Here is an 18383-nt window from a genome sequence, read left to right on the forward strand (position 1 = left end):
TTCCGGCCGGTAGCTTACAAGCGCCGGCCGGATTTCACCGGACCGCAAATCTCCGCCTGGAGGTTGATGCGGTCTTCGTTTTGTTTGCCGATTGCACCCGGAAAAGAAAAAGGAAGAGGACAATGGCACAGGAAAAGAGGGCTCCGCGGGAAGACCGTCAGAGCCGTGAAGAGCGCGATAGCGAATTCGTCGACAAGCTGGTCGCGATCAACCGCGTCGCCAAGGTTGTAAAGGGTGGCCGTCGCTTCGGCTTCGCCGCTCTCGTCGTCGTCGGCGACCAGAAGGGCCGCGTAGGCTTCGGCCATGGCAAGGCACGCGAAGTGCCGGAAGCCATCCGCAAGGCAACCGAAAGCGCCAAGCGCGACATGATCTTCGTACCGCTGCGCGACGGCCGTACGCTGCATCACGACGTCCATGGCCGTCATGGCGCAGGCAAGGTTCTGCTGCGTTCGGCCAAGGTCGGTACCGGTATCATCGCCGGCGGCCCGATGCGCGCCGTTTTCGAAACGCTCGGCGTTCATGACGTCGTTGCCAAGTCGACCGGTTCGTCGAACCCGTACAACATGGTTCGCGCCACGTTCGACGCCCTGAAGCACCAGGTTCACCCGAAGGACATCGCAGCTCAGCGCGGCATCAAGTATGCCACTCTGCAGGCTCGCCGCGCCGCTTCGGGCAATGCCTCCGAAGAATAAGGGAGTTTGACCTATGGCCAAGACGACCACCAAGAAGGCTGAAGCCAAGAAGACCATTACGGTCGAGCAGATTGGCAGCCCGATCCGCCGTCCGGATGTTCAGCAGAAGACGCTGATCGGTCTTGGACTGAACAAGATGCACCGTCGCCGCACGCTGGAAGATACTCCGGCTGTTCGTGGCATGATCCGTGCTGTCCAGCATCTCGTTCGCGTTGTCGACGAGAAGTGAGCCGGAGGTAATTCGCTATGAAACTGAATGAAATCAAGGATAACGAAGGCTCTACCCACAGCCGCAAGCGCGTAGGCCGCGGTATCGGCTCCGGCTCCGGCAAGACCGGTGGTCGTGGTGTGAAGGGTCAGAAGTCCCGTTCGGGCGTTGCGATCAACGGCTTCGAAGGCGGTCAGATGCCTATCTACCGTCGTCTGCCGAAGCGCGGCTTCAACAACATCTTCGCATCCGATTATGTTGTCGTATCGCTGGCTCGTATCCAGGCTGCCGTCGATGCCGGCAAGCTCGATGCCAAGAAGACCGTTGATGCGGCAGCCCTCAAGGCTGCAGGCGTGATTCGCCGCGTCAAGGACGGCGTTCGCGTTCTCTCGGATGGCGAACTGAAGGCGAAGCTTGCCCTTGAAGTTGCAGGCGCTTCCAAGTCTGCAGTTGAAAAGATCGAGAAGGCTGGCGGTTCCGTCAAGCTGCTCGCTTCCGCTGCAGAATAATATTATCAATAATCGCCCGGGGTGCTTCACTTCGGGCGATTTTGCTCCCATATGTGAGCCTCACGAACCTGATCGATGCGCCAGTGTCTTTCCGGTCAATAACGGGAACCGAGGGTGAGGCGCCCGATTGCTGCGCAATCCGTCCGAAGCCCGGCTTTTGAACAATTTACATACTGATTCCGGGCTCGGCCGATTATGCCGGAATTGGTGATGCGGAGATTTGCATGGCTTCTGCAGCGGAACAATTGGCGTCCAATCTCAATTTTTCGACCTTTGCCAAAGCCGAGGATCTCAAGAAGCGCTTGTGGTTTACGCTTGGCGCTCTCCTCGTTTACCGGCTCGGCACTCACATTCCGCTTCCTGGCCTCAATCCTGCCGCTTATGCCCAGGCTTTCCAGAATCAGTCGGGCGGCATTCTTGGCCTCTTCAATATGTTCTCGGGCGGCGCCGTGCAGCGCATGGCGATCTTTGCGCTCGGCATCATGCCCTATATTTCGGCCTCGATCATCGTTCAGCTGATGACCTCGGTCGTTCCCTCGCTCGAAAACCTGAAGAAGGAAGGCGAGCAGGGCCGCAAGATCATCAACCAGTACACCCGTTACGGCACGGTGCTGCTCGGCGCGTTGCAGGCCTATGGTATTGCGATCGGCCTGGAGCATGGCAACGGCGTCGTGGTGGATCCGGGCTGGTTCTTCCGCATCTCCACCGTCATTACGCTGCTCGGCGGCACGATGTTCCTGATGTGGCTTGGTGAGCAGGTGACGTCGCGTGGTATCGGCAACGGTATCTCGCTGATCATCTTTGCCGGTATCGCGGCAGGTCTTCCGACCGCGCTTGCCGGCACTCTTGAACTTGGCCGCACCGGCGCGCTTTCGACGCCGCTAATTCTCGCAGTGCTGGTCGTTGCTGTTCTGGTCATCGCGCTCATCGTTTTCGTCGAGCGCGCGCAGCGTCGCCTGCTGATCCAGTATCCGAAGCGCCAGGTCGGCACGCGCATGTTCCAGGGCGATACGTCGCACCTGCCGCTGAAGCTCAACACTTCAGGCGTCATTCCGGCGATCTTTGCGTCGTCGCTCCTCCTGCTGCCGGCAACTATCGCCGGTCTCGGCAACAACACGGCGCTTCCGACATGGGTGACGTCGATTGTCGCCGCGCTTGGCCACGGTCAGCCGGTCTACATGGTGTTCTACGGCGCCCTGATTGCCTTCTTCGCCTTCTTCTACACCGCGCTCGTCTTCAATCCGAAGGACACGGCCGACAATCTGAAGAAGCATGGTGGCTTCATTCCGGGCATCCGCCCGGGTGAGCGCACCGCCGAATATATCGATTACGTGCTGACCCGCATCACGGTCATCGGCGCGATCTATCTTGTCTTCGTCTGCATCCTGCCCGAAATTCTCGTATCCCAGACAGGTATTCCCTTGTCTCTGGGTGGCACTTCGCTTCTGATCGTGGTTAGCGTAACGCTGGATACGGTGGCGCAGATTCAGGGTCACCTGATCGCACAGCAATATGAAGGCCTGATCAAGAAATCGAAGTTGCGTGGAGGAAAGAGGGGGCGATGAGACTCATACTTTTAGGGCCGCCGGGAGCAGGTAAGGGGACCCAGGCCCAGCGCATCGTGGAAAAGCATGGCATACCGCAGCTTTCCACAGGTGATATGCTGCGCGCGGCCGTTCAGGCTGGCACGGAAGTTGGCAAGCGCGCCAAGGCTGTCATGGACGCCGGCAAGCTTGTGTCCGATGAGATCGTCAACGCCATCGTTTCCGAACGCATCGACCAGCCGGATTGCGCCAGGGGGTTCATCCTCGATGGTTTCCCGCGCACGCTCGTACAGGCCGATGCCACCGAAAAAATGCTTGATGCGAAAGGCCTCGAGCTTTCCGTGGTGATCGAGCTCAAGGTTGACGACGCAGAACTGATTCGCCGCGTCTCCGGCCGTTATTCGTGCTCGAACTGTGGCAGCGTCTATCACGACACGGACAAGCTTCCGGCAACGGCTGGCGTCTGTGACAAATGCGGCTCCACCCATTTCAAGCGCCGCCCTGACGACAATGCCGAAACCATGGCGACTCGCCTCCAGGTCTACTACAAGGAGACGTCGCCGCTGATCGGTTACTACTATGCCAAGGGCAAGTTGCAGAGCATCGACGGCATGGCCGATATCGAGCATGTGACCGAGAGCATAGAGGCTATCCTGGCTAAGCTTTAGATAGCTTAAAATAAACTTGCCGGAGCGGTTGCTTTTTTGCGCTGATTCCGCTAAACACCGCGCCAACTCGCGACATGCTATGCGATCGGCGCGGATTTCCAACGGGAAGTCCGAGCACGGTCGTTTTGACATGTGGCGGACACACATTGAACAGGCAGCTCCCGGGCTGCATAACAAGACCCTTTGCCAAGGCAAAAGGAATGCAAGGAGAACAGGCGTGGCTCGTATCGCTGGCGTCAACATCCCGACTGCAAAGCGCGTAGTTATTGCGCTTCGTTACATTCACGGGATCGGACCGAAGTTTGCACAGGAAATCTGCGAGAAGGTTGGTATTCCGGCCGAGCGTCGCGTCAATCAGTTGACGGATGCTGAAGTTCTGCAGATCCGCGAAACCATTGACCGTGACTATCAGGTCGAAGGTGATCTGCGTCGCGAAACCGCGATGAACATCAAGCGTCTTATGGACCTGGGTTCCTACCGTGGTCTGCGTCATCGTCGCGGCCTGCCGGTTCGTGGCCAGCGCACGCACACCAATGCCCGTACCCGCAAGGGTCCGGCAAAGGCGATCGCCGGTAAGAAGAAGTAATTTCCGGGCAACCGGATTTGGGAGGCTGGCGGTCCGCCGGCCTCTTTTGAGTTTGGAGCGGAGCTCTCTGGGTGCCGCTTCGGTGTAGCCGCTGGGATTACGGCGGTGCAGAGATCCAAGAAAGGACTAACATGGCCAAGGAAGCCGTCCGCGTTCGTCGTCGCGAGCGCAAGAATATCACGTCGGGCGTTGCACACGTCAACTCGACCTTCAACAACACGATGATCACCATCACCGACGCACAGGGCAATGCGATTGCCTGGTCGTCCGCCGGTGCCAAGGGCTTCAAGGGTTCGCGCAAGTCGACCCCGTTCGCTGCCCAGATCGCTGCCGAAGACTGCGCCAAGAAGGCTCAGGAACACGGCATGAAGTCGCTCGAAGTTGAAGTTTGCGGTCCGGGCTCCGGTCGTGAATCCGCTCTGCGCGCGCTCCAGGCTGCTGGTTTCATGATCACGTCCATCCGCGACGTGACCCCGATCCCGCACAATGGTTGCCGCCCGCGCAAGAAGCGCCGCGTCTGATCATCGCCACTCACGACGCCGGCCGGGGTAGATGCGCCCGGCTTGGTGTTACTCAAGCTCGGTTGCCACGATTGGATGGTGGCAACGAACGGAAGGCAAAAACATGATTCAGAAAAACTGGCAGGAACTGATCAAGCCGAACAAGGTCGAGTTCACCTCGAGCGGTCGCACGAAGGCTACGCTTGTAGCCGAGCCGCTGGAGCGTGGCTTCGGTCTTACCCTCGGCAACGCGCTGCGTCGCGTTCTGTTGTCCTCTCTGCGCGGCGCCGCTGTAACGGCCGTGCAGATCGACGGCGTGCTGCATGAGTTCTCCTCTATCCCGGGTGTCCGGGAAGACGTGACGGACATCGTGCTGAACATCAAGGAAATCGCCATCAAGATGGACGGCGATGACAGCAAGCGCATGGTCGTCCGCAAGCAGGGCCCAGGCGTCGTAACGGCTGGCGACATCCAGACGGTCGGCGATATCGAAATCCTCAATCCCGAGCATGTCATCTGCACGCTCGACGAGGGCGCCGAAATCCGCATGGAATTCACCGTCAACAACGGCAAGGGCTATGTGCCCGCCGAGCGCAATCGTGCGGAAGATGCTCCGATCGGTCTCATCCCGGTCGACAGCCTTTATTCGCCGGTCAAGAAGGTGTCCTACAAGGTTGAAAATACCCGCGAAGGACAGGTTCTCGACTACGACAAGCTGAGCATGTCGATCGAAACCGACGGTTCGATCAGCGGTGAAGATGCCGTCGCTTTCGCGGCTCGCATCCTTCAGGATCAGCTTGGCGTGTTCGTCAACTTCGACGAGCCGCAGAAGGAAACCGAAGAGGAAGCAGTTACCGAACTCGCTTTCAACCCGGCGCTCCTCAAGAAGGTGGACGAACTCGAACTGTCCGTTCGCTCGGCAAATTGCCTGAAGAACGACAACATCGTCTACATCGGCGACCTCATTCAGAAGACCGAAGCAGAAATGCTCCGCACGCCGAATTTTGGTCGCAAGTCGCTGAACGAAATCAAGGAAGTTCTCGCTTCCATGGGCCTGCACCTCGGCATGGAAGTGCCGGCATGGCCGCCCGAGAACATCGAAGATCTCGCCAAGCGTTACGAAGACCAATACTAACCAACAAACTGCAGGCGAACGATGCCTGCAAGTGAAGGAGAATAGCCATGCGCCACGGTAAAGCCGGCCGCAAGCTGAATAGAACTGCTAGCCACCGTAAGGCGATGTTCGCCAACATGGCGGCTTCGCTCATCACCCATGAGCAGATCGTCACCACGCTCCCGAAGGCGAAGGAAATTCGTCCGATCGTCGAGAAGCTGGTAACCCTCGGCAAGCGCGGCGACCTGCACGCTCGTCGTCAGGCCATCTCGCAGATCCGCGACGCTGCTGTCGTTTCGAAGCTGTTCGACGCGATCGCAACTCGTTACGCCACCCGCAACGGCGGTTACCTGCGTATCATGAAGGCCGGCTTCCGCCAGGGCGACAATGCCGCTCTCGCCGTTGTCGAATTCGTCGATCGCGACGTCAATGCCAAGGGCGCAGCCGATAAGGCTCGCGTTGCCGCTGAAGAAGAAGCCGCAGCCGCTTAAGGCTAGCTTCGGACCAAAGATAGAAGGCCGGATGAGCGATCATCCGGCCTTTTGTCGTTTTGGGATTTGGATTCGATAGTTGGAGTCCACACGGTCACTCGGGAATATGAACGTGCTTTTTGATGTGCTTCAGATTGGCAACGATAGTGAAGATCATGATCACCAGCAGGCACCAGGAACTCCACTTGCCGACGTGAACCATCGACCACGCTCCGAGTTGGTTGGGATACTTCCAGACACCGAGAAATGTGCTGATATTCTCGGCCAGCCAGATGAAAAATCCGATCAGTACGAAGGAGAGCAGCAAGGGCATTCGACGATCGCGATCATAGGGGCGAAAGATCACCGTCGAGTGTGCATAGAGTCCGAGAAGGCAGGCGGCGATATACCAGCGATAGTCGCCGATAAAATGATGCGCAAAGAAATTCGCGTAGATCACGAATGCAAGCACTCCCGCCATCCAGTAGGGCGGGTGATGCTTGATGCGGAGATCGAAAAGTCGCCAAGCCTGAATGATGTAACTGCCGACTGCCGCGTACATAAAGCCGGAGAATAAGGGGACGCCGAATAACTTCGTGTATGCCGGGTCAGGATAGGCCCATGACTGAATGCTGCCAGAAGTCTTGAAAACTTCGAGCGCAAAGCCGACGAGGTGAAACAGGCACACCGCTTTCAACTCGTCGAGTGTCTCTAGCTTTGCCCATATCATCCAAAGCTGGATAGCCAGAGCGATAATCAGCAGGAGGTCGTAGCGCGGGATATGGAACCAGCCGGCTCGCGGCACGGCAAAGACCGCCAGAAAGAAAAATCCGGCGAAAAGGCAGGCGCGAGCCTCTTTAAGGCCGAAGAATAGAAATTCGATTGCGAAGCGGGCGAGGCCGGTGAGGTTGGAATGACGCGGATCGGGATGGAGATAGTGATCGAGGAAAGATAGCTGTCCGTCCAAGGAAACAACTTTGGCCATGTGAAACGCTTCCCCACGCAGCGGCATTCTCCGTCTCACGAAGATACGAGGAGCATGGCAAAATTGCAGCTTGGCCTTGCAATATCCCAAGACATTTTCGATTGATCGGAGCGAATGAAGGTGCCGCCTTCGCTATAAACGGAAAATCTATCAGGCGATGATCCAAAGGAAGGCCGAGTGGGCATATCGACACGATACCGCAACCGAAGAGGCTTGCTGGTCCTGGCTTTCGCACTGACGATCGTCTGTGGCCTTGGACTGCGACGCTTTGGATATTCGGCCGGCTTTTCTTTCGCGGTCGTCAAATATGGCGGCTCGATCCTATGGGGAGCGATGGTCTATTGGCTCCTGGCGACAATCTTCGTGTCGCCGAGGCGTTTCAGGATTGCCGTGGCGGCGCTGTTTGTCGCCGTCGCCGTAGAACTTTTCAGGCTTTGGCACACGCCTGATCTTGACGCCTTTCGATTGACTGCCGCCGGAGCCCTGTTGCTGGGCAGGGTATTCTCGTTCTGGAACATCGTCGCCTATGCCGCCGGCATCGCGCTGGCGCTGGTACTTGATCGCGTCCTGTCCGGGACGACGCGCCCGGGTTGATGTTCTTGCCCAGTTCCTATCTCGGCGACGTCGATCATTACTGAGTGATTTATTAGCCCATCGCTCGCGTGCGATCCCGGCGGGTTACCACTGCCCCTCTCGATATTCGCATGGCTGCATTTTCCATTTTAAATGGCGCTTTGAGTCATAATAATTTGAATACTAATTAGTTTAGTGCTAATAGGTTCTCATGAACTCGTCAAATGCTCTACAACGCCTCTTCACCGCCAATCTGCTGACCACTGGCCGCCAGTGGCGCCGGGTTGTCGATCTCGCACTGAGCTCCCATGGCATATCCGAGGCGGTGGCCGCGCCGCTGCTTTGGATCAGCCGCCTGGGGGGAGGTGTGCGGCAGGTGGTGCTCGCCACCTATGTCGGCATCGAGGGCCCGTCTCTGGTTCGGCTGATCGATCAGCTCGAAAGCATGGATCTTGTCATGCGCAAGGATGATCCCACGGATCGTCGCGCGAAAGGCCTGTGGCTGACGCCGGAAGGCGAAAAGCTGGCCTCCCGCATGGAAGACGTACTTGATGAGCTGCGTTGCAGGATCCTTGCCAATGTCGACCCTGCGGATATCGAAGCTGCGGTGCGCGTCCTGAAGGCTTTCGAGGAGTTTGAGGCATCCAAGGCCGTCGAACCGGAGCCGGAGAAGGTCTCATGAGCATTCCATCCTGGCGTGAGTGGTTATTTTCCGTCAAAGCCTTCATGGCTGCGATCATGGCGCTGTTCATCGCCTTGTCGCTCGATCTGCCGCGTCCCTATTGGGCGATGGCCGCTGTTTATGTGGTCGCCAATCCTCTAGCCGGCGCGACCAGCTCCAAGGGGCTTTATCGCGCGCTCGGCACGCTTATCGGTGCCACCGCATCGGTGATCCTCATCCCGCTCTTCGTCAACGCGCCGGAACTGCTTTCGATCGTTGTCGCGCTGTGGACCGGCACCTTGCTGTTCATCTCGATGCTCGACCGCACCTCGCGCAGCTATGTCTTCATGCTGGCCGGCTATACATTGCCGCTGATCGCGCTGCCGACCGTCGGCTCGCCCGAAACCATTTTCGATGTCGCGCTTGCCCGTTCTGAAGAAATTCTCATCGGCATCGTCTGTGCGAGCGTGGTCAGCGCCGTCGTCTTTCCGAGCAGCGTCGGCACCGTTCTCGGCCAACGCATAGGTTCCTGGCTGGACGACGCCGGCACCTGGGCCGACGAGATCCTGCGCGGCGAGGGCGCTTCGCCGGCAACGCCCTTGAAGCGGCAGAAGCTTGCTGCTGACGTTTCCGGCCTGGATCTAGTCATCAGCCAGTTGCGCTATGATGCCGGCAGCCGTGACATCGTCAGGCATTCGCGCGAGCTGCGTGGCCGCCTGCTGATGCTCCTGCCGCTCTTCTCCTCCTTGGCCGATCGCCTGCACGCCTTGAAGGCCGGTGGCAAACCGCTACCGCAGGAATTGGTCGTTGTTTTGAACGAGGTGGCCGATTGGCTGGGGCAGGGTGGTCGCGGCAAGGCCGACGAGACCGCTGAGACCTTGTCGCGGAAGATCGAGGAGTTGCAGGAGAACGACCTCGATATCGGGTGGGACGACCTCGTCCGATCGAGCGCTCTCGCTCGCCTTAAGGAAATCGTCGACTTGTGGCAGGATTGCCTGACGCTGCGTGCCCAGATCGTCTCGGGGCAGCAGGTCGGCACCTGGCGCCCCGCCTTCCGCTATCGCAATGTCGTCGGTCGCAGCAGGCATTATGATTACGCCCTGCTGGCCTTCTCGGCCGGTAGCGTCATCGCCGGAATCGCCGTCGCCTGCTTCTTCTGGATCTATTCCGGCTGGGCGGATGGTGCCGGCTTCATCGCCATGGTGGCCGTTGCCTGCTCGTTTTTCGCCGCGCTCGATCGTCCCGCGCCCTTCATCACCACCATGTTCATCTGGACTGCGGTGAGCCTGGTCATCGCCTGCGTCTATATCTTCGGCGTCTTGCCGTTGATTTCCGGCTTCGAGATGCTGGTGCTGGTCTTTGCGCCGCCCTTCCTGGTGATGGGGCTGCTGATCACCCGCCCGCAAACCAACATGCTCGGCATGCTGCTGGCGGTAAACGGCGCAAGTTTCATCGCGCTGCAGGATCGTTACACCGCCGATTTCGCCAGCTTCATCAACAGTGCGATCGCCGCTCTGGCGGGTGTTGGCTTTGCCTTGGTCTGGACTTTGCTTACCCGCCCATTCGGTTCCGAACTTGCCGCCTGGCGGCTGGTGCGGGCCGGCTGGAGAGATCTCGCTGAAACTGCCGCCGGCATCCGCCGCGCCGATCATGAACGCCTCTCAGGCCGCATCCTCGATCGCCTGGGCCAGCTCGTTCCCCGCCTTGCACGCATCGAGGACCGCGAACTGAAAAAGGTCGACGGTTATGCCGATGTCCGTCTCGGCTTCAACGTGTTGATGCTGCAGAAGGAGCGTGCCAAGCTGAAACCGGCTGCCGCTGCATCCGTCAGCGAAGTCCTGATCGGCGTATCGGATTTCTATCGTTCGCGGCTGAAGGCAAAACGGGCCGTGGATCCGGCCGATGAACTGCGTGTGTCGATCGATCATAGCCTTGAAGCCGTCGCACAGGAAAAGCGAGATTCCGCTCGGGCGAGCCTTGATGCGCTCGTCGGTCTTCGCCGGGCGCTCTTCCCCCATGCCGAGCCGCCGGTGAGCTGGCGACCGCCCGTGGCGGACATAACCCAACCTCATCCCATTGCCGCCGAGTAATATCATGCCCGCAGAATTCGATCTTTATGGCGTCTATATCCCGCGCCTTCTCGTTCTCATGCTTCTGACGCTGTTTGTCGTCATCATCCTTCGACGCCTGCTCGCATGGATCGGAGTCTACACCCTGGTCTGGCATCGCGGTCTTTTCGATCTTGCGCTTTACGTCTTGCTGCTCGGCGCCGTCTCCTCAGTCTCCCGTTGGTACTTTACATGAACGCGTTAAAACTCATCGGCCGCGTGGCCGTCACACTCATCTTCGTTGTTGCCGCCGTCTATGTCGGCCGCCAGCTCTGGGGCCACTACATGGACGAGCCGTGGACGCGCGATGCGCGCCTGAGGGCCGATGTCGTCGGCATCGCGCCTGACGTCTCGGGTCTCGTGAACGAGGTCCTTGTCAAGGACAACCAGACCGTCAAGAAGGGCGATATCCTCTTCCGCGTCGATCGCGATCGTTTCGCCATCGCTCTCGAACAGGCGGATGCAGCCCTTGCAAGCAGCAAGGCGGCTCTCGAGCAGGCTCAGCGCGAAAGCGCGCGTCAGGCGCGCCTTGGCGATGCCGCCTCCCTGCAGCAGAAGGAGCAGGCGCTGACCACAGTGCAGCAGGATGAAGCTGCCGTTCGCCAGGCGACTGCCAATCGCGAACTCGCCCAACTCAATCTCGACCGCTCCGAAGTTCGCGCCACCGTCAACGGCACGATCTCGAACCTCAGCCTGCGTCCGGGCGACTATGTTTCCGCCGGCACCGCCAAGGTGGCGCTGATCGATAGCGATTCTCTGCGCGTCGAAGGTTATTTCGAAGAAACCAAGCTGCCACGCATACATATCGGCGACGAGGTTCATATCCATCTGATGGGCCAGACCGAGAAGCTGACCGGCCATGTCGAAAGCATCGCCTATGGCATCGAGGACCGCGAACGGACCTCAGGCAGCCTGCTTGCCAACATCACGCCGACCTTCAGCTGGGTGCGTCTGGCACAGCGCGTACCCGTGCGTATCGCCCTCGACAAGGTTCCCGAAGGCACGAAGCTGATCGCCGGCCTGACGGCGACGGTCGAGGTGCAAGAGCAGGGCCAAGCGAAAATCGCCAGCGCTGCCGAATAACTCTAGGTCACATACCCATAAAATAGTTTTGGATTTGAAGAATTTGTGATTCATTGTCTCTGAGGCTTGGAGGCAGTGATGGCGCGCTTTGATTTGACGGATTTCGAATGGTCTGTGATCGAACCTCTTCTGCCGACCAAGGTTCGGGGTAAGGCCCGCGTTGATGACCGGCGCGTCTTGAATGGGATTTTCTGGCGCCTGAGAACTGGTGCGCCGTGGGCGGATATTCCAGCGCGCTATGGCCCCTATACGACCTGCGTAAACCGCTTTAACCGGTGGCGTCATGCGGGGCATTGGCGGCGTATTCTCGACGCAATATCAGTAGCTTACGATGGCGATATCCAGCTGATCGACAGCTCGTCAATCCGCGTTCACCAACATGCTGCCAACGGTCAAAAAAAGACGAGCGATCCGGTTGCATGGGTCGCTCGCGCGGGGGGCTGACAACCAAAATTCATGCTCTTGTCGATGCCGATGGTCGACCGATCCGCTTAAAGCTGACAGCCGGCCAGGCCCATGACGGACGCTCGGCGACCGATATGTTGGCGACTGTCGGGCCGGTCAAATACTTCTGGCTGACCGCGCTTATGACAGCGACAGGCTGCGACAAGACCTCAAAGCACGCGGAGCATGGGGCTGTATCCGCCCCATGCCAAACAGGGTCAATATTCCCGACTTCAGCTCATGGCTTTACAAACAACGCAACGCTGTCGAGCGGTTTTTCAATAAACTCAAACACTTCCGAGCTATCGCAACCCGATACGACAAACGCGACGACAATTTCCTCGCATCGATCCAGCTCGCCTCAATTCGTATCTGGCTACGATCTTATGAGTCGGTGTCCTAGCACTACTTTGGCAGATTAACCGGTCATTTACGATGATGGGCCATCTTGGGCACTTTCACAGGGGTGCGCGAGATGTCGGAACTGGATGTTGCGCTGGCAGATTGGCTGAAGCCGTTCGTCGAGAAGCTTGGTCACAAGAAGCGGCGGCAGATGTGCCCGGTCTATATTTCGGGCCTCATCGGACCTGGCGATCGCAAGAGTATCGAGCCGATGGCGGAACGTCTGGCACCTGATCGCTACGACCGCCTACATCATTTCATCTCGGATGGGATTTGGGATGCCGGTCCTCTTGAGGCGGAACTGGCGGTGCAGGCCGACAAGATTGTCGGGGCATCAGATGCTTTTCTGGTGATCGACGACACAGGTCTGCCGAAGAAAGGCGACCATTCTGTTGGGGTCGCGCCGCAGTACGCGTCGATGCTCGGTAAGCGCGCCAATTGCCAGACGCTGGTGTCGTTGACGCTGGCCCGCGACGAGGTTCCCGTCCCAGTGGGCTTACGATTGTTCTTGCCCGACAGTTGGACGAGTGATCAGGATCGGATGGCGAAGGCTGGTGTTCCCGAGGAGATGCGCCGATCCCGCACCAAACCGGAGATCGCGCTCGGCGAGATCGATCGGCTGATGGCCGCGGGCGTGCGGTTTGGCACCGTGCTTGCGGATGCCGGCTATGGTCTGTCGGCTGCGTTTCGCCAGGGGCTCAGTGCGCGCAATCTCACCTGGGCTGTCGGTATTCCCAAGCATCAGAAGGTTTATCCTCATGATGTCGCATTGGTCTTTCCTGTCGCCGGCCATGGACGGCCACGCAAGCATTCGATCCCCGACACTCTTTCGACCGCAGCCGAAACGATCTTGGAAGGAAACACCTGGAAGAAAGTCAGTTGGCGTCACGGCACGAAAGGTCGACTGACAGCACGCTTCGCTGCCCTACGCATTCGCATTGCTGATGGTTCCCCACAACGCATCCTCGACAAGGGACAGCAACACATGCCGGGTGAAGAGGCATGGCTCGTTGGTGAATGGCGTTCAAACGACGAGCGCAAATACTACCTCTCCAATCTGCCGGCCGAGGCGACCTTGAAAGCGCTCGCGGCGGCCATTAAGGCGCGATGGGTCTGCGAGCAGGCCCATCAGCAGATGAAGGAAGAGCTCGGCCTCGATCACTTTGAAGGTCGATCATGGCAGGGCCTCCACCGACACGCGTTGATGACGATGATTGCCTATGCCTTTCTTCAACATCAACGCCTCAACAAGGCAAAGCGGGAAAAAAAGGAAGAGGCGCGGCCCGCCTAAGCCGACACTGCCGGCCATCCGACGCGCTGTCATAGCCGCGCTCTCAAACCACCATCCACCACAACGATGTCCTCACTGCCGTATCAGGTTCCTAATGACCCCAAATTCAATTCTGCCAAAGTAGTGCTAGCTTGAAAGGTAGAGCGGCCGTTCTCAGGCCGCTCTGGAACTAGAGGCCGCGGCCGGCTTGCGCGCCGCCCGTCGCCTTTCCATCATGATCGGCCGATAGGAGCGGTAAAGGATCATGGCGATCAGCAGGCCGATATAGATGAACTGCTCCACGGATAGCACCTTGGTCGATAGCGCAAAGTGCAGGGCACCGCAGGCGGCGATGATGTAGACGAGGCGATGCAGCCAGATCCATTTCTTGCCGAGATGCTTGATCGAAAAATTGTTCGAGGTTACGGCGAGCGCCAGCAGCATGACGAGACCGGCCATGCCGAACATGATGAAGGGCCGCTTCAATACGTCGTCGATGACGGCCTGTACATCTAGCGCCTGGTCTAGAACCATATAGACCGTCAAATGCATCAGCGCGTAGTAGAAGCAAAGCAGGCCTAGCGCGCGGCGATAGCGCAAATAGTTCCAGCCGAAGAGATCGCGAAGCGGTGTGACAGCAAGCGTCAGCAGCAGGAAGCGGATCGCCCACAGTCCCAGGAAGAGTTCGAAGGTCTTCACCGCATCGGCGCCGAGCTGATCCGTCGCGCCGAGATAGAATTCCCAGGCCGCCGGTAAAAGCCCGACAAAGTAGAGCGCCCAGACGGAGGCGGGCTGCCAGCGTTTTGGGAGAGCGAAGGAGAGGGCCATCAGAAATTCACCCTGAGATCCATGCCGCTATAGAGGCGGGCGACCTGATCGGCATAGCCGTTGAAGGGCAGGGTGGGGTGACGGTTGGAGCCGAAGAAGCCGCCTTCGCCGATGCGCCGTTCCGTCGCCTGGCTCCAGCGCGGATGATCGACGGCCGGATTGACGTTGGCGTAGAAGCCATATTCCTGGCTGTTGGTTGCCTGCCACGTGTTCAGCGGCTGCTTGTCGGTGAGCGTGATACGGACGATCGACTTGATGCCCTTGAAGCCATATTTCCACGGCACGACGAGGCGGATCGGCGCGCCGTTCTGGTTCGGCAGGGTCTCGCCATAGAGGCCGACGGCAAGCAGCGTCAGCGGATTGCGCGCCTCGTCCAGGCGCAGGCCCTCGACATAGGGCCAGTTCAGAGATTGCAGCAGGAGGCCCGATTGCCCCGGCATTTCTTCCGGCCGCACCACTGTCTCGAAGGCCACATATTTGGCGCTGCCCTGCGGCTCCACCTTGTCGAGCAAGGCCGAGAGCTGGAAACCATCCCATGGAATGACCATCGACCAGGCTTCGACGCAGCGCATGCGATAGACCCGCTCTTCCGGCGGGAATTCCTTGATCAGCGCGTCGATGTCGAAGGTGCCGGGCTTGTTGACCATGCCATCGACCTTGACCGTCCAGGGGCGCGGCTTGAACTTGCCCGAGAGGCTGGCCGGATCGGACTTGTCGAGGCCGAATTCGTAGAAATTATTGTAGGTGGTGACGTCCTTGAGCGGCGTCAGCTTCTCATTGACCGTATAATTGCTCTTGCTCGCCGTCAGGGCTTCGGCCAGCGCCGCATTGCCGCCGATTGCCGCCATGCCGATGCCGGCCGCTGCGGCCGTCAGGAACTCGCGCCGCTTCAGATAGATCGAGCGGGGTGTGATCTCGGAGGATGCGATTTTCGGCGGGCGATAGGCGGCCATGGAACAATTCCTTTATGCGATAGCAGCTTGATATGAGCGATACGCAACGGACACGGGTTTTGTTACACTCTTAGGCTGGCATTTCTTTGGAAGTGAAAGCAACTTTTTGTGTGCGCTTGTCATAGGGCCGTTTCGTTCCCAACTTTGGTCGAGCGACTTGTTTGCCCGGACGCGGCCCTTGCCCGACAGCGTACCGGATTCGCTTGAGTTGATAGTGACAGTACTGCACGATTGGATTAGGACAATTCCAAAAAGCGGAGTTGCCGGCGCTCTTTGGCCTGAAACCCTTGGCCGATGCCCGACGCCGCACAATTTCCAGGATGACGAGGAAGACACCATGCCAGCTTATCGTTCCAGAACAACCACCCACGGCCGCAACATGGCCGGCGCGCGCGGCCTTTGGCGTGCGACGGGTATGAAGGACGGCGATTTCGGCAAGCCTATCATTGCGGTGGTCAACTCCTTCACCCAGTTCGTGCCCGGCCACGTCCACCTCAAGGATCTCGGCCAGCTCGTGGCGCGTGAAATCGAGGCAGCCGGCGGCGTTGCCAAGGAATTCAACACCATCGCCGTCGATGACGGTATCGCCATGGGCCATGATGGCATGCTCTATTCGTTGCCGTCGCGCGAGCTGATCGCCGACAGCGTCGAATACATGGTCAACGCCCATTGCGCCGACGCCATGGTCTGCATCTCCAATTGCGACAAGATCACCCCCGGCATGCTGATGGCCTCGCTGCGCCTGAACATTCCGACGGTCTTCGTGTCCGGCGGCCCGATGGAGGCCGGCAAGGTCGTCCTGCATGGCAAGAAGCATGCGCTCGATCTGGTCGACGCCATGGTTGCCGCTGCCGACGACAAGATCAGCGATGAGGATGTCCAGGTCATCGAGCGCTCCGCCTGTCCGACCTGCGGCTCGTGCTCGGGCATGTTCACCGCCAATTCGATGAACTGCCTGACCGAGGCGCTCGGCCTGTCGCTGCCTGGCAATGGCTCGACGCTCGCAACCCATGCCGACCGCAAGCGCCTCTTCGTCGAAGCCGGCCACCTGATCGTCGATCTTGCCCGCCGCTATTACGAGCAGGAGGATGCATCCATCCTGCCGCGCTCTGTTGCATCGAAGAAGGCCTTCGAGAACGCCATGGCGCTCGATATCGCCATGGGTGGCTCGACGAACACGGTTCTGCATATTCTTGCCGCTGCGCATGAAGGTGAAGTCGATTTCACCATGGCCGACATCGATGCGCTCTCGCGCCGCGTACCGTGCCTCTCCAAGGTTGCACCGGCGAAGAACGACGTTCACATGGAAGATGTGCACCGCGCCGGCGGCATCATGTCGATCCTCGGTGAGCTCGACAAAGGCGGCCTGATCAACCGCGATTGCCCGACGGTTCACGCCGAAACGCTCGGCGACGCCATCGATCGCTGGGACATCACCCGCACCAACAGCGAAAGCGTGCGCGAATTCTTCCGCGCGGCTCCCGGCGGCATTCCGACCCAGGTTGCCTTCAGCCAGAACGCCCGCTGGGAAGAACTCGATACCGATCGCGAGAAGGGCGTCATCCGCTCCGTCGAGCATCCCTTCTCCAAGGATGGCGGTCTTGCCGTCCTCAAGGGCAATCTGGCGCTCGATGGCTGCATCGTGAAGACGGCCGGTGTCGATGAATCGATCCTGAAGTTCTCCGGCCCCGCCAAGGTCTTCGAAAGCCAGGATGCTGCCGTCAAGGGCATTCTCAGCAATGAGATCAAGGCCGGCGACGTCGTCGTCATCCGCTACGAAGGCCCGAAGGGCGGCCCCGGCATGCAGGAAATGCTCTATCCGACGAGCTATCTGAAGTCGAAGGGCCTCGGCAAGGCCTGCGCGCTCATCACCGACGGCCGCTTCTCCGGCGGCACCTCGGGCCTGTCGATCGGCCACGTTTCGCCCGAAGCAGCCAACGGCGGCACGATCGGCCTGGTGCGCGAAGGCGACATGATCGACATCGACATCCCGAACCGCACCATCAGCCTGCGCGTCGACGACAAGGAACTTGCTGCTCGCCGCGAAGCCCAGAACGCCAAAGGCTGGCATCCGGCGGAAGTGCGCAAGCGCAACGTCACCACGGCGTTGAAGGCCTATGCCGCGTTTGCGACCAGCGCGGATCGCGGCGCGGTTCGCGATCTGGGTGGGAAGTAACTAGACCCCTTCGCCCGCACAGCGGGGAGAAGGTGGACTCGAACGGTCGAGCATAGCTCGGCCGCGAGAGGACGGATGAGGGGCTTTCGAGCTTTATCGCAGCGACGGAGTTTGGCTGTCGCTGCGCTTGCCCATCACCCTAGCCCTCTCCCCGCAGGCGGGACGAGGGGACTGTTGGGGCAAGCCTCTGAATCACAGCAGACCAAGCTCTTACAGCGGCCGATTGATCTGCTTGTAGGTGTCGTTCAGCACCTTCAGGCGCTCCTCATAGGACGTAGTCAGGCAAGCCACGTCAGCTCCGCAAGCCTGCCGCTTCTTCAGCCATTCCGTCTGCTGGTCCTGCATCGTGCCGCGTGCGCCCATGGCGAGAAGGCCTGAGAGCAGGTCGAAGGTCGTCACCATCTTTACGTCGGCATCGTTGAGGGCCCTCACGTCGCAGATCGTCTTCTCGTCCGGTTTCAGGTTCTGTGCCTCGCAATCGAAGCTGGCGGCGTGGGAGATGCCGGCCATGCCCAATGAGATGAGGAAAGTGGCGGCGGCAAGATGGTTCGATCGCATATGTTGCTCCCTTTGACGATTCCCAACGCGAAATGCATGACAGCACGTTTT

The 18383-nt window shown here is 59.3% G+C and carries 19 protein-coding genes and 2 pseudogenes; 17 read left to right on the top strand and 4 right to left on the bottom strand.

Translation table 11 applies throughout. The annotated features are described in order from the left end of the window. Positions 1–122: 122 nt before the first annotated feature. The 9 genes from rpsE (at position 123) to rplQ (ending at position 6312) form a co-directional block, all read left to right on the top strand. Entirely contained in the window at positions 123–692 is a 570-nt protein-coding gene (gene rpsE / locus PH552_RS11700; protein WP_004118414.1) for a 30S ribosomal protein S5, read from the top strand. Positions 693–705: 13 nt separating this feature from the next. After that, positions 706–921, top strand: coding sequence for a 50S ribosomal protein L30 (gene rpmD, locus PH552_RS11705; protein WP_113249849.1), 216 nt, complete (start codon positions 706–708; stop codon positions 919–921). A gap of 17 nt (positions 922–938) precedes the next feature. Then, positions 939–1409, top strand: a complete 471-nt coding sequence (gene rplO, locus PH552_RS11710; RefSeq protein WP_113249850.1) for a 50S ribosomal protein L15 — start codon at positions 939–941, stop codon at positions 1407–1409. 224 nt (positions 1410–1633) lie between these two features. Next, positions 1634–2974 (top strand): preprotein translocase subunit SecY, encoded by a 1341-nt coding sequence (gene secY, locus PH552_RS11715; protein ID WP_112341042.1) that lies wholly within the window; start codon positions 1634–1636, stop codon positions 2972–2974. After that, positions 2971–3621, top strand: a complete 651-nt coding sequence (locus PH552_RS11720; protein WP_183764963.1) for an adenylate kinase — start codon at positions 2971–2973, stop codon at positions 3619–3621. Before secY ends, PH552_RS11720 begins: the two co-directional genes overlap by 4 nt. Before the next feature lie 217 nt (positions 3622–3838). Beyond that, a complete protein-coding gene (rpsM, locus tag PH552_RS11725) occupies positions 3839–4207 on the top strand; it encodes a 30S ribosomal protein S13 (RefSeq protein ID WP_004118424.1) in 369 nt (122 codons plus the stop codon). 131 nt (positions 4208–4338) lie between these two features. Further along, positions 4339–4728 (top strand): 30S ribosomal protein S11, encoded by a 390-nt coding sequence (gene rpsK, locus PH552_RS11730; RefSeq protein WP_004118426.1) that lies wholly within the window; start codon positions 4339–4341, stop codon positions 4726–4728. Between the two features lie 103 nt (positions 4729–4831). Beyond that, positions 4832–5842 carry a DNA-directed RNA polymerase subunit alpha gene (locus PH552_RS11735; protein ID WP_037152076.1) on the top strand — a complete coding sequence of 337 codons (1011 nt, stop codon included), beginning with the start codon at positions 4832–4834 and terminating at the stop codon, positions 5840–5842. A 47-nt stretch (positions 5843–5889) separates the two neighbouring features. Further along, positions 5890–6312, top strand: coding sequence for a 50S ribosomal protein L17 (gene rplQ / locus PH552_RS11740; protein WP_015339614.1), 423 nt, complete (start codon positions 5890–5892; stop codon positions 6310–6312). A 94-nt stretch (positions 6313–6406) separates the two neighbouring features. Here the strand turns inward: rplQ and PH552_RS11745 are convergent, their stop codons facing one another. Beyond that, entirely contained in the window at positions 6407–7276 is an 870-nt protein-coding gene (locus PH552_RS11745) for a DUF817 domain-containing protein (protein WP_183764966.1), read from the bottom strand. Positions 7277–7459: 183 nt separating this feature from the next. On the opposite strand from PH552_RS11745, the gene PH552_RS11750 reads away from it, so the two are divergent. From PH552_RS11750 to PH552_RS11780, 7 genes and pseudogenes are all read left to right on the top strand, one after another. Further along, positions 7460–7870 (top strand): ribosomal maturation YjgA family protein, encoded by a 411-nt coding sequence (locus PH552_RS11750; protein WP_483315492.1) that lies wholly within the window; start codon positions 7460–7462, stop codon positions 7868–7870. A 190-nt stretch (positions 7871–8060) separates the two neighbouring features. After that, positions 8061–8531 (top strand): MarR family winged helix-turn-helix transcriptional regulator, encoded by a 471-nt coding sequence (locus PH552_RS11755; RefSeq protein WP_183764972.1) that lies wholly within the window; start codon positions 8061–8063, stop codon positions 8529–8531. Further along, positions 8528–10600 carry an FUSC family protein gene (locus PH552_RS11760; RefSeq protein ID WP_183764974.1) on the top strand — a complete coding sequence of 691 codons (2073 nt, stop codon included), beginning with the start codon at positions 8528–8530 and terminating at the stop codon, positions 10598–10600. The genes PH552_RS11755 and PH552_RS11760 overlap by 4 nt, the downstream gene beginning before the upstream one ends. Positions 10601–10604: 4 nt before the next feature. Next, complete coding sequence (locus PH552_RS11765) at positions 10605–10814, top strand: DUF1656 domain-containing protein (RefSeq protein ID WP_015339618.1); 210 nt, start codon at positions 10605–10607, stop codon at positions 10812–10814. Further along, complete coding sequence (locus PH552_RS11770; protein ID WP_183764977.1) at positions 10811–11701, top strand: efflux RND transporter periplasmic adaptor subunit; 891 nt, start codon at positions 10811–10813, stop codon at positions 11699–11701. Before PH552_RS11765 ends, PH552_RS11770 begins: the two co-directional genes overlap by 4 nt. 78 nt (positions 11702–11779) lie before the next feature. Then, positions 11780–12548 (top strand): annotated as a pseudogene (locus tag PH552_RS11775) (IS5 family transposase). Positions 12549–12620: 72 nt separating this feature from the next. Beyond that, positions 12621–13973: pseudogene (locus PH552_RS11780) on the top strand (IS701 family transposase). An 18-nt stretch (positions 13974–13991) separates the two neighbouring features. Here the strand turns inward: PH552_RS11780 and msrQ are convergent. Both msrQ and msrP read right to left on the bottom strand, forming a co-directional pair. Continuing rightward, positions 13992–14648 carry a protein-methionine-sulfoxide reductase heme-binding subunit MsrQ gene (msrQ, locus tag PH552_RS11785; protein ID WP_183763632.1) on the bottom strand — a complete coding sequence of 219 codons (657 nt, stop codon included), beginning with the start codon at positions 14646–14648 and terminating at the stop codon, positions 13992–13994. Next, the gene (msrP, locus tag PH552_RS11790; RefSeq protein ID WP_183763614.1) at positions 14645–15598 is read right to left on the bottom strand and encodes a protein-methionine-sulfoxide reductase catalytic subunit MsrP; all 954 of its coding nucleotides are present in this window, start codon (positions 15596–15598) and stop codon (positions 14645–14647) included. The genes msrQ and msrP overlap by 4 nt, the downstream gene beginning before the upstream one ends. Before the next feature lie 337 nt (positions 15599–15935). Between msrP and ilvD the strand changes: the two genes are divergently transcribed. Continuing rightward, positions 15936–17774, top strand: a complete 1839-nt coding sequence (gene ilvD, locus PH552_RS11795; protein ID WP_183763612.1) for a dihydroxy-acid dehydratase — start codon at positions 15936–15938, stop codon at positions 17772–17774. Positions 17775–17984: 210 nt separating this feature from the next. Here ilvD and PH552_RS11800 read toward each other — a convergent pair whose 3' ends face one another. Then, positions 17985–18332, bottom strand: coding sequence for a lysozyme inhibitor LprI family protein (locus PH552_RS11800; protein ID WP_183763609.1), 348 nt, complete (start codon positions 18330–18332; stop codon positions 17985–17987). Positions 18333–18383 lie beyond the last annotated feature (51 nt).

Source organism: Rhizobium aureum, from assembly GCF_030182495.1.
Lineage (GTDB): Bacteria > Pseudomonadota > Alphaproteobacteria > Rhizobiales > Rhizobiaceae > Rhizobium > Rhizobium tropici_C.